We start from the raw sequence: 17359 nt of genomic DNA, 5'->3' as shown, positions 1-17359 counted from the left end.
CTGACTTCACTATGTTATACCCCAAAGCTCTCACCACATCCGCAGACGTTTTGAGCTTTAGGATTATTAAATTTAAACATTTGATTAAGTCCTTCACGAACATAATCAACAACAAGCCCATCGATGAATGGCATTGCTTTCAATGAAACAAACAGTTTTGCGCCATTATGTTCATACACAATATCATCTTCATTAGGGCCGGCTACGAGTTCAATAACATAACCATACCCAGTACAACCAGAGGGTTTGATATTTAAGGAAAGCCCCTGTTTTTCAGGGTTTTTCTCAACTAAATGGCAAATATGTTTTGCTGCATCATCCGTCAGTACAATGCCTTGCCAAGCTGTGTCGTTAAGAGAAAAAGTTTCAACGTTGTTTGTCATTTCTGACCTCATTTCGAAAGGAGATTGATATCTTTCCTGACACTAATGGTAATGATAACCCTTATCACTTCAACCATGTCTTTTGAAAGGATATTATGCAAATGTATGTTTTTTGTTCTATTGTTGCGTTAAATTTGTTAAATTTTATTTTTAACGCTATGTAATATATCACTTTTGTCTTTTTTTATAACAAAAAATAAAACTTTTAATTTTTCTTATAATTCGCACAATAAGCATATAAGTTGCAATATAAATGCACTTTATATGTTATCACTGAAATCGAGAGAAAAAAGCATAAAAATATGTATCTACACGATGGTATTTACAATACAGACATTTCATTTTTATGCTTGTCATGAGGGATAAGATAGCACCACTGATGGAATAACTTCTTATTGTATTGTGTGTTTGCTGAACTTATTTATTAATTGAAATAGTTTGAATATGTTCTCTTGTACATTCAATAAGTTGTTTGTATTTTTGCTTGTTAGACTGGCTATTTATTGTACTAATAAATTGCAATTGCCAAACGCGATTAGTGCTAAGGTCTGCCACTAAAACACCTTCATAGCTCACATTTTCTCTTGCCATATTTCCTTCAAAAAGAACATGACGGCTTTCAACATTTGGAATGGTTAATGGTTTTATTGATGTGAAAATCTCATTCATACCATCAATTATCGCAATATTATCAATGATGCCTTGTGCTCCAGCATCCACATCGTAAGTCATTGCATCGGCCATTTTAAAATAAACCAGACGAACTTCCGACAAATCACAAATAGGATTTGATTTATAAACTATCATTTCTGTTGTAACGTCCTGAACATTATCAGGCAATATTTTAAAATAGTTTTCAGTATCCTCTCTGCTCATTGAAAATGAAGTGGGATATGCCATATTAAAACCAGAAATATTTTGTACTGGAATATTACTTATATTGTTACTCGCTTTAGAGGTAGAATTATTATCACATCCGGTGAGTAATAAACCTGCAATTAATAATGCTGCGGTGTTGAATTTTGAAATAGTTAACATTATGAGCGTCTTTTCTTTTATTATGAAGATAATGATTATCATTAAAAATAAAGTCTAAATAAAGAATAATTTCTATTTTCGTTCTCTATTTTTATTCTTTTTCTCATTACCTATAAACATAAAAATGCACAAAGCGAGTATTTCACTTTGTGCATTTAATTTTTTACTTTCTTAAGAAATAACCGATGTGGTTAACCTTGAAATACACACTTGACGATCCTCATCATCAAATATTTCTATTGACCACACTTGATGAGAACGCCCTAAATGAATAGGTTTACATACCCCTCTCACCTTACCTTCTCTGGCTGAACGAATATGATTGGCATTAATTTCTAAACCCACAATTTTCTGTTCTCCTTCGGTACAAAGATACCCAGCAACCGATCCTAGGGTTTCAGCTAAAACAACAGAAGCGCCGCCATGCAACAAACCTAGAGGTTGTTTTGTACGATGATCAACAGGCATTGTTCCTTCAAGATAATCATCACCGAGGCACGTTAATTCAATACCTAAATGGCTCATCATATTGTTTTGCCCAATATGATTAAGATGCTCGATTGTCGTTTCACGTTTCCATATCATGGCATAATCTCCAATAGCGCCTGTAGTGGGTGTTTAAGCTCAATATTATCAATACGTTTTACTTGGCTACGACACGAATACCCTGTGCTTAAGCAACGCATTGTCGGCAATGTTTTTAGTGCATTACCCCATGAGAGTTGGTAAATGCCTAATGAGTTTTCATAATTGTTCAGTTCATGTCCATAAGTACCAGCCATTCCACAACATCCAGTGCTTACAAATTCGAGTTGTTGCCCATAACGTTGGAAAATTGTCTGCCACTGTTTCATACTTTGTGGTAGTGCCGTCACTTCCGTACAATGCCCGAAAAGATACCATTTTTCAGCATCATCGCGAACAGCTATTGGTTCACTCACTAATTTATTTAACCATTCATGAACGAGCTGAACATTAAAATCACCACGCTTATCACCCAGTATTTCACGATATTCATCGCGATAACAAAGCACTAATGCGGGATCAACTCCCACCATTGGAATGTCTAATTTTGCAACACGATTAAGCATAATTGACGTTTTTTGTGCTGTTTTACTAAATTTTTGTAAAAAGCCTTTAATATGTTGCGCCTTTCCATTAGGTGAAAAAGGCAGTAAAACAGGTTTAAACCCAATTTTTTCAATGAGTTTGATAAAATCTGCGACCACTTTTGCATCGTAATAGCTAGTAAAAGGATCTTGCACCACCAACACATAATGACTTCGTTGCTTATCTGATAAACGTTCTAAATCTTCTAACGTCATATCTAGAGCGTGGTGACCAGCTAGTTGTTGTTTTAATGTTGGCGATGACAGCAACGGTAAATCTACCATTCCTATGGTATGTTTACTTAATGACTGCACCAAAGGCTGCTTCATAAAGAAATTAAAGAATTCCGGCGCCTTAGCCATGACAGGAGTTGTTAGTTCAACATTCGCAACAATATGATCTTTTAATGGCCGTAAGTAGCGCTGGTGGTACAATTCAGTAAATTTAGAACGAAATGACGGTACGTCAATTTTAATCGGACACTGAGTTGAACAGGCTTTACAAGCTAAACAGCCATTCATAGCCGCTTTTACTTCATGAGAAAAGTCATATTCGCCACGTTTGGCTTTCCATGTATTACGTGTTTTTTCAATCAAACTTCTTAAGCTAGGTTTGTTATTTTCTAGGCTAGATCCAAGTTGTTTTGGGTTAACACCTTGCTCTGTTAATAAGCGTAGCCACTCCCTTACAAGTGCAGCTCGCCCTTTGGGTGAATGAATGCGTTGCCCACTAATTTTCATGGAAGGACACATCGGGCTTTTCGCATCAAAATTAAAGCAAAGCCCATTACCATTACAGTCTAAAGCCCCTTTAAAATCTTGACGGACAGATAAAGGGATGGTGCGATCAAAGGTACCTCGTTTAATGGTATCAACTTGTTTCATAGGTTCATCGACCTCTAACGGAGGACAGATTTTCCCAGGATTAAGTCGATTTCGAGGATCGAACACCGTTTTTATCTGGCGAAGTTCGTGATAGAGCGTTTCACCAAAAAATTCAGGGCTGTATTGCGCTCTAAAGCCTTTTCCATGCTCACCCCAAAGTAACCCACCATATTTGGCTGTTAACGTAACAATGTCATCTGAGATAGATTTCATCAGCAATTCTTGTTGTGGATCGCACATATCGAGTGCAGGTCTTACGTGCAATACACCCGCATCAACATGCCCAAACATGCCATAATTGAGTTGATGACTGTCAAGTAACGCTCTAAATTCTGTAATATAATCAGCAAGATGTTCTGGTGGTACACAGGTATCTTCTACAAAAGGTATAGGCTTTGCTTGCCCTTTTGCATTACCTAATAAACCAACTGCTTTTTTACGCATGGCATAAATGCGGTTAATATCCGCTAAATCATCACACACTTGATAACCAATAACACCGCTTTGTCCCTCTTTCATTAATGAGTCTAAACGCTGACATAATGATGTAACTTGAGAATAAATTAATGCTTCATCATCCCCCGCAAACTCAACAATATTAAGGCCTTGCATATCTTTATCTGCCACATCCGTGATCAGTTCTTTGACGGAATGCCACACAATATCTTCACGAGCAAGATTCAAGACTTTGGAATCAACGGTTTCAACAGAAAGTGCATTGGCTTTAACTAAAAAAGGTGCGTTACGCAATGCAGAATCAAAAGAGTCATATTTTACATTTACTAAGCTGCGTTGTTTTGGAATGGGCGTGATATCCAACGTTGCTTCAGTAATAAATGCCAGTGTGCCCTCTGAACCGGTTAAAATTCGCGTTAAGTCAAAGCGTTTCATGTCATCACTAAAAACATGACGCAAATCATATCCCGTTAAAAAGCGGTTTAATTTAGGGAATTTTTCAAGAATAAGTTTTCGTTGCTCTTTGCAACGGGATAAAACTGTTCGATAAACCTTCCCAATAGCAGAGCTTTCTTGGGCGATATTTTCGGCTAATGCCGTATCCATGGAGCGGGTTTCAAGGAGTTCGCCACCTAACAAGACCGCCCGAATACCGAGGACATGATCAGAGGTTTTACCATAAACCATAGAACCTTGCCCTGAGGCATCGGTGTTAATCATTCCACCTAATGTGGCTCGGTTACTGGTAGAAAGTTCTGGTGCGAAAAAAAAGCCATAGGGTTTTAAAAACAGATTGAGCTCATCTTTTATCACACCAGCTTCAACTTTAACCCAACGTTCTTCTGGGTTTATCTCAATAATACGTTTCATATAACGAGATAAATCAACCACTATACCATCAGTCAATGCCTGCCCATTGGTGCCGGTACCTCCGCCTCTTGGTGTCAAAGAAAGCGAATGAAATTTGGGTTCATCGACTAGGCGTGCAACAATAGTAACGTCAGCCGTTGAGCGAGGAAAAACCACCGCCTGTGGCAATAACTGGTAAATACTATTATCTGTTGCCATAGTGAGTCTATCAGCATAACTGCTGGAGATATCACCAGTGAAGCCATTCTTACGGAGAGTATCAAGAAATTCTGTTGTGAGTTCACTAACTTGCGGTGCTTGCGATATACGTGGGATCATTTGTTATAGCTCTTTAATCTAATAGTCCACATTGCTTAATTTTTGATATTGAAATGTATGCTAAGAGGTACTTTTACTCATTTTGTACTTTCAGACCGATACCTGTTCACCTTATCATACAATTCTGGCAAATTGCGTAGTGATATAAACAACGTGATATTTGCAATGTTTATTCATCTGCTTCTAGCATTTTTATTCGTGTAGGGATTTAAAACCATGGAAAAACCGCAGATCCATACAGATATACCCAAAGTTTTATTCACTGTTCTTTTTATTTCTTTTTTTATTATCGCCAGTTTTTGGATACTCAACCCTTTTATTGTGGGTTTTATTTGGGCTGGAATGATTGTTGTTGCCACATGGCCTTTGCTCCTTATTATTGAAAAACGAGTAAAATATCGTTGGCTATCTACCATGATAATGATGATCTTGATATTACTGATTTTTGTTATCCCTATTATCTTGTTAATTAGCAGTGTTATTGATAATAGTGCCCCACTAATTGAGTTAGCTAAGTCACCTTCGAATATTCAGCCTCCTCAATTATTATGGCTTAATGATATCCCGATGATAGGAAGCAAGCTTTATGATACATGGCACTCTATTCTCGTTTCTGGTGGCAATGCGTTAATTGCCAAAATTCAACCTTATGTTGGACAAGCCGCTAACTGGTTTTTCGCTCAAGCCCTAAATATCGGTCGATTTGCTCTGCATTTAGGAGTGATGTTGTTATTTTCTGGCTTACTGTTTTTACAAGGTGAGAACGTTGTTGCTTGGTTACGTCATTTTGCTATTCGCTTAGCGGGTCAACGTGGTGATGCGGCCATTTTACTAGCATCAATGTCTATTCGTGCCGTTGCTCTGGGCGTGGTATTAACCGCCTTAATTCAAGCCATTGTCGGTGGTATTGGCCTTGCGGTATCAGGCGTGCCTTATGCCACAGTACTTACCGTTGTCATGTTCATTTGTTGCCTTGCTCAAATAGGCCCTTTATTAGTGCTAATCCCTTCTGTTCTATGGCTATTTTGGACTGGTGATACAACTTGGGGCATTGTCATGGTAATTTGGGGAGGTGCCGTGGCAACTATGGATGGTGTATTACGCCCATACTTAATCAAAATGGGGGCTGATTTACCGATGGTATTAATTCTAACGGGGGTTATTGGCGGCATTTTGACATTAGGTATGATTGGATTATTTATTGGTCCTGTTGTTCTTGCTGTTACACATAGTTTATTAAATGCATGGATAAATGAAGTACCAAAGCCTAATCCTGATCTAACTGAAACCGTAGAATTTATGAATAAAAACTTTATTGAGAAAGAATAAATAATAATGGGGCATGTAAGTGTAGCTACTTACATGCTCTAAAAATAATAGACTAAAGTTTAATAAAGATTATCAATTTAGGAATGAATTATTATATTTTTATATTCAAACTTACAATTTGAAACAAATTACATTTTTTTAAACCTGTTTGTTACCAGCTAGTTATATTCACTTTGAAATAGACTAATATTATTTTTATTGAGATAATTCTTAGAGCATAATTAACTCATTTCTCTTAATATAAATATCAACGAAACAAATGTTTCACCGAATTAATGATTTCGCCTTTCATATTAATAAATTAATTGGCGAAATTAAAGAATATAAAATATTGCTGTGTGTAGTCTTTGCCTGTCAGCCCATGATAGGCTTTTTTTTTGCCTATTATTTAATAATTGTATAAAAAAAGCTCACATTATTTTGTGAGCTTTCATTTATAACCTTTATATTAATTCTATTGTGCTAATTTCACCCAAGTTTTAATTACGGTATCTGGATTTAAAGATAAACTATCAATCCCTTCTTCCATTAGCCATTGTGCGAAATCTTCATGATCAGAAGGCCCCTGACCACAAATACCCACATATTTACCGTTACGTTTAGCCGCTTGGATCGCCATTGATAACAGCGCTTTTACAGCGTCATTGCGTTCATCAAATAACGAAGAAACCACTCCTGAATCTCGATCAAGACCTAATGTTAATTGAGTCATATCATTAGAACCGATAGAGAAACCGTCAAAATGCGCTAAGAATTGATCAGCTAATAGTGCATTTGATGGAATTTCACACATCATAATCACTTTTAAGCCATTCTCACCACGTTTTAAACCGTTTGCAGCTAATTCTTCAATAACTTCTTCAGCTTGGCGTACCGTACGAACAAATGGGATCATCACTTCAACATTATCTAAACCCATATCGTTGCGAACACGTTTTACTGCTTCACACTCAAGCGCAAAACAACGACGGAAATCATCGGATACATAACGACCTGCTCCACGGAATCCTAACATTGGGTTCTCTTCATCCGGCTCATAACGGTCACCACCAACTAAGTTGGCATATTCGTTAGATTTAAAGTCAGACAAACGAACAATCACACGTTTAGGCCAGAATGCTGCCGCCAATGTCGCAATCCCTTCTGTTAATTTACTAATGTAATATTCAACAGGAGATTCATAGCCAGCCATCATCTCATTAATTTCAGCTTTTAATGCTTCGCTTTGATCGTCATACTCTAATAATGCACGAGGATGGACACCAATCATACGGTTGATAATAAATTCTAAACGCGCAAGACCCACACCGTCATTTGGTAAACCAGCAAAATCAAATGCACGATCAGGATTGCCAACGTTCATCATGATTTTTAGATCAAGTTCAGGCATGTTATCGATTGCGGAGCTTTGAATAGAAAAATCTAGTTTGCCATCATAGACAAATCCCGTATCACCTTCAGCACAAGAAACTGTAACGACTTGCCCTTCTGTAATACATTCAGTGGCATCACCACAACCGACAACAGCAGGAATACCTAATTCACGAGCAATAATCGCAGCATGACATGTTCTACCACCACGATTTGTCACAATCGCAGAGGCCTTTTTCATAATAGGTTCCCAATCTGGGTCTGTCATGTCAGTAACTAGTACATCACCAGCTTCAATTCTATCCATTTCATTTAAGTTATGAATAACTTTGACTGCGCCTGTACCAATACGATGACCAATAGCACGGCCTTCAATGATTACAGAGCCACTTTCATTTAACTGATAGCGTTCCATCACTTGCTGGTTAGATCGAACGGTTTCAGGGCGAGCCTGTACTATGTACAAACGACCATTATGCCCATCTTTAGCCCACTCGATATCCATTGGACGACCATAGTGGCGTTCAATCAATACAGCTTGTTTTGCCAACTCTTGAACTTCATTATCTGTCAAAGAGAAACGATTGCGCAGTGATTCTGGCGTATCTTCAATACGTACTTGTTTACCATGCTCTACACTGTCTGCGTAAACCATTTGGATCTTTTTAGAACCTAAGTTACGACGAACAATTGAAGGTAGGCCTTTTGCTAAAGTTGGCTTGTGTACATAAAACTCATCAGGGTTTACTGCTCCCTGAACAACCATTTCGCCTAAACCATAAGCTGATGTAATAAAGACAACTTGATCGAAGCCTGATTCAGTATCAATGGTAAACATCACACCAGAAGAGGCAAGATCAGAACGCACCATGCGTTGAACACCTGCAGATAACGCAACACCGCGGTGATCGTAGCCTTGATGGACACGATAAGAAATTGCTCGGTCATTAAATAACGAGGCAAATACATGTTTAATTGCAACGAGAATGGCATCGATACCTTGAACGTTTAAAAACGTCTCTTGTTGGCCCGCAAAAGAAGCATCAGGCATATCTTCTGCGGTTGCAGATGAACGAACGGCAAAAGAAGCTTCTGACTCACCTTCACTTAATGTGAGATAAGCATCGCGAATATCTTTTTCAAACTGAGGCGTAAAAGGTGTATCAATTACCCATTGACGAATTTGATTACCTGCTTGAGCCAGTTGATTAACATCGTCAACATCAACACTATCAAGTAATTCATAAATACGCTGATTGATACCACTCTGTTCCAGAAAATCATTAAACGCTTGCGCTGTGGTAGCAAACCCATTAGGAACAGAAACACCTAGTTCCGCGAGGTTTGTGATCATTTCACCGAGGGAAGCATTTTTCCCACCAACACGATCAACGTCATTCATACCTAATTGGTTATACCAAAGTACATTGCACGGGGTGAGGCTATTGCTGGACATTGAGAACAATCCTTTTTTAAACAATTATGAGAGAGAGAAAAAAAGAAAAACCCGCTGTCAAAACGACAACTTAAATAAGCGTATCACAATGTTATAGTGAATATAGAAAGGTGAATCGATCAACCAGAAAACTTTATTTTTTTATCCTTTATAATCAATAAAAATGCTATAGATAATGTTGTTTGATTCGCTAATTCAGCTAAAAAAGGTGAGCGTTATGATATTAAGCTTAAATTCTATTAATTGTGATAATAATGAACCCATTGATAGAACAGTCTTTTTTATCTCTGATGGTACAGCTATTACAGCTGAAGTTTTAGGCCACGCCGTACTTTCTCAATTTCCACTAAGAATGAAAAGTTATACATTACCTTTTGTTTCTACGGTAGAAAGAGCTGAAGAAATAAAACAGAAAATCTCTGAAATTTATAAAAAGAGTGGCGCTAAACCCCTTGTTTTTTATTCTATTATTAGCCCTGAAGTTAAACGAGTAATAAATAGTAGTGAAGGTTTTTGTCAGGATATTGTGCAATCTCTTGTATTACCGCTTGAAAAAGAAATGGGTATTCAAGCCTCACCAAAATTAAATAAAACACATGGGTTAACAGAGAAAAATCTTAGTAAATACGATGCCCGTATTGCGGCTATTGAATACACGCTTTCTCACGATGATGGAATATCATTACGTAATCTCGATCAAGCACAAGTTATCTTAATTGGTGTTTCTCGTTGTGGTAAAACACCCACCAGCCTCTATTTAGCTATGCAATTTGGTATTCAAGCGGCCAATTACCCATTTACTGCTGATGATATGGATTTTTTAAAACTCCCTGCTGAATTAAAAGAGTATCAACATAAATTATTCGGTTTAACCATTGCACCAGAACGCCTTGCTGCTATCCGGGGTGAACGTCGTGAAAATAGCCGTTATGCATCAATTCGCCAATGTAGAATCGAATTAGCCGAAGTGGAAGCTCTTTTTAGAAAAAACAATATTCCTTATCTCAATACCACAAATTATTCTGTTGAAGAAATTTCAACTAAGGTAATTGATTCTATGGGATTAGCGAGAAGGATGTTCTAAGTCTTAACCGTATTTTTTTATTAGTTTTTCTCTAATAACGCTGTTGAAATTAGCTGAATTTCGTTTATTGTGATCTTAATCACTGGGTAGACTTACCCTGTATATTTATTGAGATGAATTATGTTAAAGACAGACGAACTACGGACTAAGGCTTTAGACAGTCTGGTGACACCAGAAACCTTAGCAAAAGAGTTCCCCATTTCTGATGAGATAATCCAAAATATCACATCAGCACGTAAACGAATTGAAGCTATCCTCACTGGTGAAGACAAGCGGCTTTTAGTGATTGTGGGTCCTTGTTCTATTCATGACCCCAAAGCTGCCAAAGAGTACGCCACGAAACTTAACCAACAAAAAGAACGCTATCATGACCGCTTAGAAATTGTCATGAGAACCTACTTTGAAAAACCACGTACAGTTATTGGTTGGAAAGGCTTAATCTCTGATCCTTATCTTGATAATTCTTGCAATGTAAATGAAGGTATCCGCCTTGCAAGAAAATTATTAATTGAGATAAATACATTAGGTTTACCAACTGCAACCGAGTTTCTTGATATGGTAACTGGTCAGTATATTGCTGACTTAATTAGTTGGGGGGCTATCGGCGCAAGAACTACAGAGAGTCAGGTTCATCGTGAAATGGCATCTGCACTTTCTTGTCCTGTGGGCTTTAAAAACGGTACGGATGGTAATACTCGTATTGCTATTGATGCAATTCGTGCCTCTCGCGTAGGTCACACTTTCTTATCACCTGACAAAAATGGCCGCATGACAATTTACCAAACTAGCGGTAACCCTTATGGGCACATTATTATGCGAGGTGGTAAAAAACCAAATTATCATGCAAGCGATATTGCAGATGCTATTGATGCACTAAAACAAGTGGATTTACCTGAGCATCTTATTATCGACTTTAGTCATGGTAATTGTGAAAAGATCCATCGCCGTCAATTAGAAGTGGCTCGCAATGTCAGTCAACAAATTAAAGATGGCTCGCAAGCAATTGTTGGTGTGATGGCTGAAAGTTTTTTACAGGAAGGCTCGCAAAAAGTCTTGCCAGAAAAACCTCTTATTTATGGACAATCTATTACTGACCCATGTTTAAGTTGGAATGATACCGAGCAATTGCTTGAATTATTAGCACAAGCCGTTGAAAGTCGATTTTAATAAACTTACTTCTTAAGGGGATAATCCTATCCCCTATTATTTTTCTTCTATATTCATTCTGTATTGTTCTTATTTTTCAGTAAAAAGATAAACCTCTTTTATTCCTTTGTTTTAAATTTCATCACATACCGCTTTATCACTCACAATATGACTTAAATTTACCTGTTTACGTTAAAAAAAGCTTGTCTAAATACATTTGTTAACGATAATGATTATCATAATGATAACGCTTATTACTCTTAGTGTATTATGAATAAAAAAGCCAATAATTTGGATAGTTCATTAGTTAAACAGGACTCTCATTCTTCAATAATTCAATCTATTAATAGTATTGAATTATTGGGCAAAGATGGCGTGGTTTACATTCAACATAACGGAGAGTTGTATCAACTACGTCAGACCAAAGCAGGAAAACTGATCCTGACTAAATAATCATTTTTGACAATAACTCGCAAGCCACCTATCGATTCAGCTAGGCAGCCAGCTAAATAACTCCATATACAAGGACTTTCTATGGATATTTATGGTATGTGTATGCTGAAAAAACATTTCAAATATTCAGGTATAGCAACAGCACTTTGTCTGTTGTATTCCCCTATTGCCTCTGCACACGCTGAAAACACACAAACGGACTCTCTTACTGTTATTGGTCATAAATATCATGAAATTGAGCATAACTTTCAATCTACAATTGAAACCTCAACCCCCCAGGCAAAAACAGCTTCAACAACCGGTGAGATGTTAAAAGAAGTCGCGGGTATCACTCTTTCAGGAACGGGAGTGACTAATGGTGCCAACATTCTAATGCGAGGATATGATCAAAAAGGCGTCAAAATTCTCGTTGATGGCATTCATCAACCACTCGAAAATACAATGAATAACTTAGGGGGGGTATTTCTTGACCCTTCTTTAATCAAAAGTATTAATGTCAAACACGGTTCTGCCTCAACTGTTCATGGCGAAGGCGCTATGGGAGGTGTTGTTGCTTTTAACACTCTCGATCCTCAATCAATATTGGCAAAGAATAAAAACTTAGGAGCTAAATTATTCAGCTCTTATTCTTCTGCTGATCGCCATTTTTCTTATGGCGGAATAATTGCGGGCCAACATAAATTATTTTCTGGTTTAATCTCTTACACTCAACGTCAGCGTGGTCCTATCTTATTGGCTGATGGGCAGAAAATGGATAACAATGAATCCATTAATAACTACTTTGCTAAAATCTATCTCTATCCCACAAATAACCAAACCTTTATTTTCTCAGCTCGCCATTATGATAATTCAGGTGAACAACGAGAAGTATTATATCGTATGAGTGGATATGGTAAAAATAAAAGCAACCAAGTATATCGGGATACTCAGCAAAAAAATTATTCTCTAACCCATCACTATGCCCCTGAAAGTAATTCTTGGATTGATTTAACAACTCATCTTTATTACTCACAGTTTAATATTGAGCAAACTTTCTTAACCGATGTAAAACTTACAGAAAGTGAACTTAAAAAAAATTTAAAAGGTAAGATCGGTACTTTCGAAGCACGAACACAATCAACTTATGGTGGAAAATTAGAAAATTACACTAATATTACTCCTCATAATAATCTTAATTTATCAGTCATTCTGGGTACTGAAGCTTACCGACAGAAAATGACATCCAACGAAAAAGCAAAAAACTTCCCATTGGCAAAAATGGATTATGCCGCTGCATGGTTACAAAGCACGCTATCAACACCGCTATTCCCTTTATCCTTAACAGCCGGTGTTCGCTATCACTATTATGAAAGCTCTCCAAATAAAAAGATTGATAGTTTCATTTACAATCATGCAGCTAGCATTAGAAGTGTAGATGAAAATAAACTCATGCATAAAGCAAGTTATCGTGGTACCACTGAAAATGTAAAATTAACATTTTCTGCAACACCGTGGTTACAGCTTTACACGTCATACTCAACTGCATTTAGGGCACCTACATTAAGTGAGATGTTTAATGATTCACTTCATTATAATAAAGGACGATTTTTAACATCTTATTGGATACCTAATCCTTACTTAAACCCAGAAAGAAACAGAACTTGGGAATATGGTGGAAAATTCTCATTCCAACAATTGCTATCCGAAAATGATGCACTAGAAATTAAAGTGGCTTATTTCGATACATTGTCAAAAGACTATATTTCCTATGCTCATTGGATGGGAACAATTCTTGGCAAACAGAGCCTAAAAGCCTATAACATTGCGAATGTTTATATTGAAGGTGCCGATATTGCTTTACGTTACACCCACACTTGGCTCTCTGCTGGGTTAAGCTATAACCGTACAAATACATTCCAACTTACAGATAGTGAAACCATCTCCCCCGTAAGACCAGAAATTCTTACTGCATTTATACAAGTTCCTATCGCCAAAACACCTTTCTCATTAGGTTGGTCTGGGCAATTTGCCAGTGCTACTGATTCTAAAAGTAGCTACAAGGGCATGGTTGCTCCACATAATCGGGGGAAAGAAGTCACTCGATTACAAGAAGTTGTTCAACAATTTCCTGGATATGCTGTCCACGATTTTTCACTCAGCTATCAATCTAAGAAAAATAAAGATCTACAAGCAACACTTATGTTGGCAAATGCCTTTAATTATGAGTATTTCTCAACTCGAGGTGTACCTCAAGAAGGCAGAAATATCAAAATGTCCGTCAGTTATCGCTGGTAGATGAGGAGCAATGATTTACATAACAGAGGGCTGTTTAAACAGCCCATTAAAATAATGGAGATCCATCTGCATGTCTCAGTCATTCCTATTAATTAAATTTAGTTTACTTGCTGTTGCTGTTTCTTCTGCTTGTGTGTCAGCACAAGAAAAAACACAAACTGGCGAGGAGAAAAAAACAGAAGTACTTACCGTTTATGCGACTGGTAATGAGCGTGATAGCTTTACGTTACCTATGATGTCAACCGTTATTAAAAATAACAATGCGTTGTCAGAAACCGCGGGTAGTGCATCTGAACTACTTCGTCATGTGCCCGGAATTTCTATTTCAGGCGCAGGTCGTACTAATGGTGAAACCATCAGTATGCGTGGATACAGTAAAAATGGAATATTGACACTTGTAGATGGTGTACGTCAAGGAACTGACACTGGCCATATTGATAGTATTTTTGTTGACCCCCTTCTTATAAAGCAAGTTGAAGTGGTTAGGGGGCCTTCTGCATTGTTGTATGGTAGTGGGGCACTTGGTGGTGTTATTGCTTACGATACAGTTGATGCGAGCGATCTACTTTCAAAAAATGAACAAGGCGGTGTACGTGTCACTGGTCTTGGTAATACCGCACAACATAGCCAAGGTTTAGGAGTTACCGCTTTTGGTAAACACGAGAAGCTTGATGGTCTTGTTGCATTATCAGCTCGTGATAAAGGTGATACTCGTTATGGTGGAGGTTATCGTGCACAAAATGATGAAACCATTATTAACCTACTCTCCAAAGGGCGTTGGTTTATTGATGATAGCAATACTTTAAGTGGTCAATTCCGCTATTACCATAATAATGCTCATCAACCTAAAAACCCTCAAATTGCTGGAAATTCCACACTGACAAATGTGGAAACTGACCGAACAACAACACAAAAAGATGCACAGTTAACCTATCAATACAATCCTTCAGATTTACAATGGATTAATCTAAAAACACAAGCCTATTACAGTGAAGTTGATATCAACGCCAAAACAGTACAAAAAGGATTTGAAGGTCGAGAACAAAAGACGTATGGCGTAAAACTAGAAAACCGCTCACAACTCGCCATGCAGAGTTTCGCATCACATGGTTTTACTTATGGTGGTGAAGTATATAAACAGAAACAATCACCAAGTCAAAATACAGAAAGCTTCCCACAAGCAGATATTCGTTTTATGTCAGGTTGGGTTCAAGATGAAGTCACTTTACGTGATTTGCCTGTCTCCTTAATTTTAGGAACCCGTTTTGATAAATATAAAAGCCAAAACGATCGTTATGATGATATTACCGCTGATAAATGGTCGTCCAAAGGAGCCATCAGCATCACACCTACCGATTGGTCAATGCTTTATACCTCTTATTCACAAGCGTTTAGGGCACCTTCTTTAGGCGAAATGTACAACGATGCTAAGCATTTTGATGCCCCGTTCCCAGGAGCACCAACAAACTATTGGCGTCCTAACCCTAATTTAAAGCCTGAAACCAATTCAACCACTGAATACGGATTTGGTTTTCAATTCGATGACTTATTATCTAATAATGATAATCTGAAAATTAAAGCTGCCCATTTCAATACTCGCGCAAAAGATTATATTGATGCAGATGTCGCTATTTTTCAGGGATATACACAATCAACAAATATTCCAAGAGCAACTATTTGGGGGTGGGATGTTTCTATGAGCTACCAATCTAAATTCTTTAATTGGGACTTAGCATATAACCACACCAAAGGAAAAGATAATGCTACAAATGCCTCAATTACTTCGATTGAACCGGATACTTTAACCAGTCGCTTTGATGTTCCAGTTCCAAGCACAGACTTTTCAGTGGGTTGGGTCGGTCAATTTACGAAAAAAACAGATTTTACTAAACATAATCGCTTTAATCGCCCAGTTAATAATCAACAAGCAGGTTATGGCGTCAATGATTTTTACCTTCGCTATGAAGGAAGTGCTTCATTAAAAGGATTAACAACCTCATTTGTGCTGGGTAACGCATTTGATAAAACTTATTATTCTTCTGCTGGTATTCCTCAGGAAGGTCGTAATGCAAAAGTACTTGTGAGTTATCAATGGTAATTAACAATAAAATCAACGATAGATACAATAGGAGTTTCTGTGAATAAACCTCTTTATGAGAGCTACCTGCAAGCTAAAGCGGATAAAAAAGCACCTTATGCCCGTGATCTGGCTGCATACTTAAATGTAAGTGAAGCCGAATTAACACATGCACGCATAGGACATGATGCAAAACGCTTACGTAACGATGTGCAAGAATTATTAAAAGCCTTAAGTAAAGTAGGTGAAGTCAAAGCCATTACTCGTAACGATATCGCCGTTCACGAACATCTTGGTGAATACAATAATGCTCGCTTTAACGATCACGCTGGTTTGATTTTAAATCCTCGAGCAATGGATTTACGCTTTTTCTTCGCTTATTGGTCTAGCATTTTCTCACTTGCTGAAGAAACCTCAAAAGGAACTCGTTATAGCATTCAGTTTTTTGATATGCATGGCGATGCATTACATAAAGTCTATGCAACTGACAATACCAATATGGATGAATGGAATGCGCTAATCCAATCATTCTTATTGGAAGAAAATCCAGCTCTCGACATTACCCCTATCGAACCTTATTCAAACACACCGGTTAGTCATGAATTGGCAGAGCAACTTGAACAACAATGGCGTTCAATGACCGATGTTCACCAATTTTTCAAACTACTAAAAGAAAATAATTTGAGTCGTCAACAAGCCTTTAAAGCTGTTGCCGATGACCTTGCTTATCAAGTCGATAACAGTGCACTGAAAACCTTATTAACCCTCGCTAAAGAAGCGCAAAATGAGATCATGATTTTTGTCGGAAGCCGTGGTTGTGTGCAAATCTTTACAGGGCAAATTGACCGTTTAGTTCCTCATCAATTTGAGAATAGCGATCAAGTCTGGATTAACGTTTTCAATCCTGCATTTACACTTCATTTAATTGAAAGTGAAATCGCTGAAAGCTGGATCACTCGCAAACCAACTCAGGATGGTTTTGTCACCAGTCTTGAAATCTTTGATAGCAAAGGCCAACAGATTGCCCAGCTTTATGGACAACGAACTGAAGGCACTGCAGAGCAACAACAATGGCGCGAGCAAGTTAATACTCTTGCCAAAATAGCCTAA

The 17359-nt window shown here is 37.6% G+C and carries 12 protein-coding genes; 7 read left to right on the top strand and 5 right to left on the bottom strand.

Annotated features, from left to right (window positions below; translation table 11 throughout):
* Positions 1-14: 14 nt before the first annotated feature.
* From sufA to ydiJ, 4 genes are all read right to left on the bottom strand, one after another.
* Entirely contained in the window at positions 15-383 is a 369-nt protein-coding gene (sufA, locus tag ABN080_RS02225) for a Fe-S cluster assembly scaffold SufA (RefSeq protein WP_196553154.1), read from the bottom strand.
* Positions 384-800: 417 nt separating this feature from the next.
* Entirely contained in the window at positions 801-1421 is a 621-nt protein-coding gene (locus tag ABN080_RS02220; protein ID WP_349440245.1) for a hypothetical protein, read from the bottom strand.
* A gap of 171 nt (positions 1422-1592) precedes the next feature.
* Complete coding sequence (menI, locus tag ABN080_RS02215; RefSeq protein WP_072070326.1) at positions 1593-2006, bottom strand: 1,4-dihydroxy-2-naphthoyl-CoA hydrolase; 414 nt, start codon at positions 2004-2006, stop codon at positions 1593-1595.
* On the bottom strand, positions 2003-5059 hold the full coding sequence (gene ydiJ / locus ABN080_RS02210) for a D-2-hydroxyglutarate dehydrogenase YdiJ (RefSeq protein WP_349440244.1): 3057 nt from the start codon (positions 5057-5059) through the stop codon (positions 2003-2005). Before ydiJ ends, menI begins: the two co-directional genes overlap by 4 nt.
* 216 nt (positions 5060-5275) lie before the next feature.
* Between ydiJ and ydiK the strand changes: the two genes are divergently transcribed.
* A complete protein-coding gene (gene ydiK / locus ABN080_RS02205; protein ID WP_349440243.1) occupies positions 5276-6388 on the top strand; it encodes an AI-2E family transporter YdiK in 1113 nt (370 codons plus the stop codon).
* A gap of 454 nt (positions 6389-6842) precedes the next feature.
* On the opposite strand, the gene ppsA is transcribed toward ydiK, so the two are convergent.
* The gene (ppsA, locus tag ABN080_RS02200) at positions 6843-9215 is read right to left on the bottom strand and encodes a phosphoenolpyruvate synthase (protein ID WP_349440242.1); all 2373 of its coding nucleotides are present in this window, start codon (positions 9213-9215) and stop codon (positions 6843-6845) included.
* 217 nt (positions 9216-9432) lie between these two features.
* Here ppsA and ppsR point away from each other — a divergent pair, with 217 nt between their 5' ends.
* The 6 genes from ppsR to ABN080_RS02170 all read left to right on the top strand — a co-directional run bounded on the left by ppsR (position 9433) and on the right by ABN080_RS02170 (position 17359).
* Entirely contained in the window at positions 9433-10299 is an 867-nt protein-coding gene (gene ppsR / locus ABN080_RS02195) for a posphoenolpyruvate synthetase regulatory kinase/phosphorylase PpsR (protein ID WP_115349637.1), read from the top strand.
* A 120-nt stretch (positions 10300-10419) separates the two neighbouring features.
* Positions 10420-11466 (top strand): 3-deoxy-7-phosphoheptulonate synthase, encoded by a 1047-nt coding sequence (locus ABN080_RS02190; RefSeq protein ID WP_349440241.1) that lies wholly within the window; start codon positions 10420-10422, stop codon positions 11464-11466.
* Between the two features lie 270 nt (positions 11467-11736).
* Entirely contained in the window at positions 11737-11898 is a 162-nt protein-coding gene (gene hemP, locus ABN080_RS02185) for a hemin uptake protein HemP (protein WP_231619304.1), read from the top strand.
* Positions 11899-11979: 81 nt separating this feature from the next.
* Positions 11980-14172, top strand: coding sequence for a TonB-dependent receptor domain-containing protein (locus ABN080_RS02180; RefSeq protein ID WP_349440240.1), 2193 nt, complete (start codon positions 11980-11982; stop codon positions 14170-14172).
* 70 nt (positions 14173-14242) lie between these two features.
* Positions 14243-16270 (top strand): TonB-dependent hemoglobin/transferrin/lactoferrin family receptor, encoded by a 2028-nt coding sequence (locus ABN080_RS02175; RefSeq protein WP_349440239.1) that lies wholly within the window; start codon positions 14243-14245, stop codon positions 16268-16270.
* A gap of 39 nt (positions 16271-16309) precedes the next feature.
* Positions 16310-17359 carry a hemin-degrading factor gene (locus ABN080_RS02170; RefSeq protein ID WP_349440238.1) on the top strand — a complete coding sequence of 350 codons (1050 nt, stop codon included), beginning with the start codon at positions 16310-16312 and terminating at the stop codon, positions 17357-17359.

It is taken from the genome of Proteus sp. fly-1089, assembly GCF_040138965.1.
In the GTDB taxonomy this organism is placed as follows: Bacteria; Pseudomonadota; Gammaproteobacteria; order Enterobacterales; family Enterobacteriaceae; genus Proteus; species Proteus vulgaris_B.
This window is presented reverse-complemented; position numbering and strand designations above follow the sequence as displayed.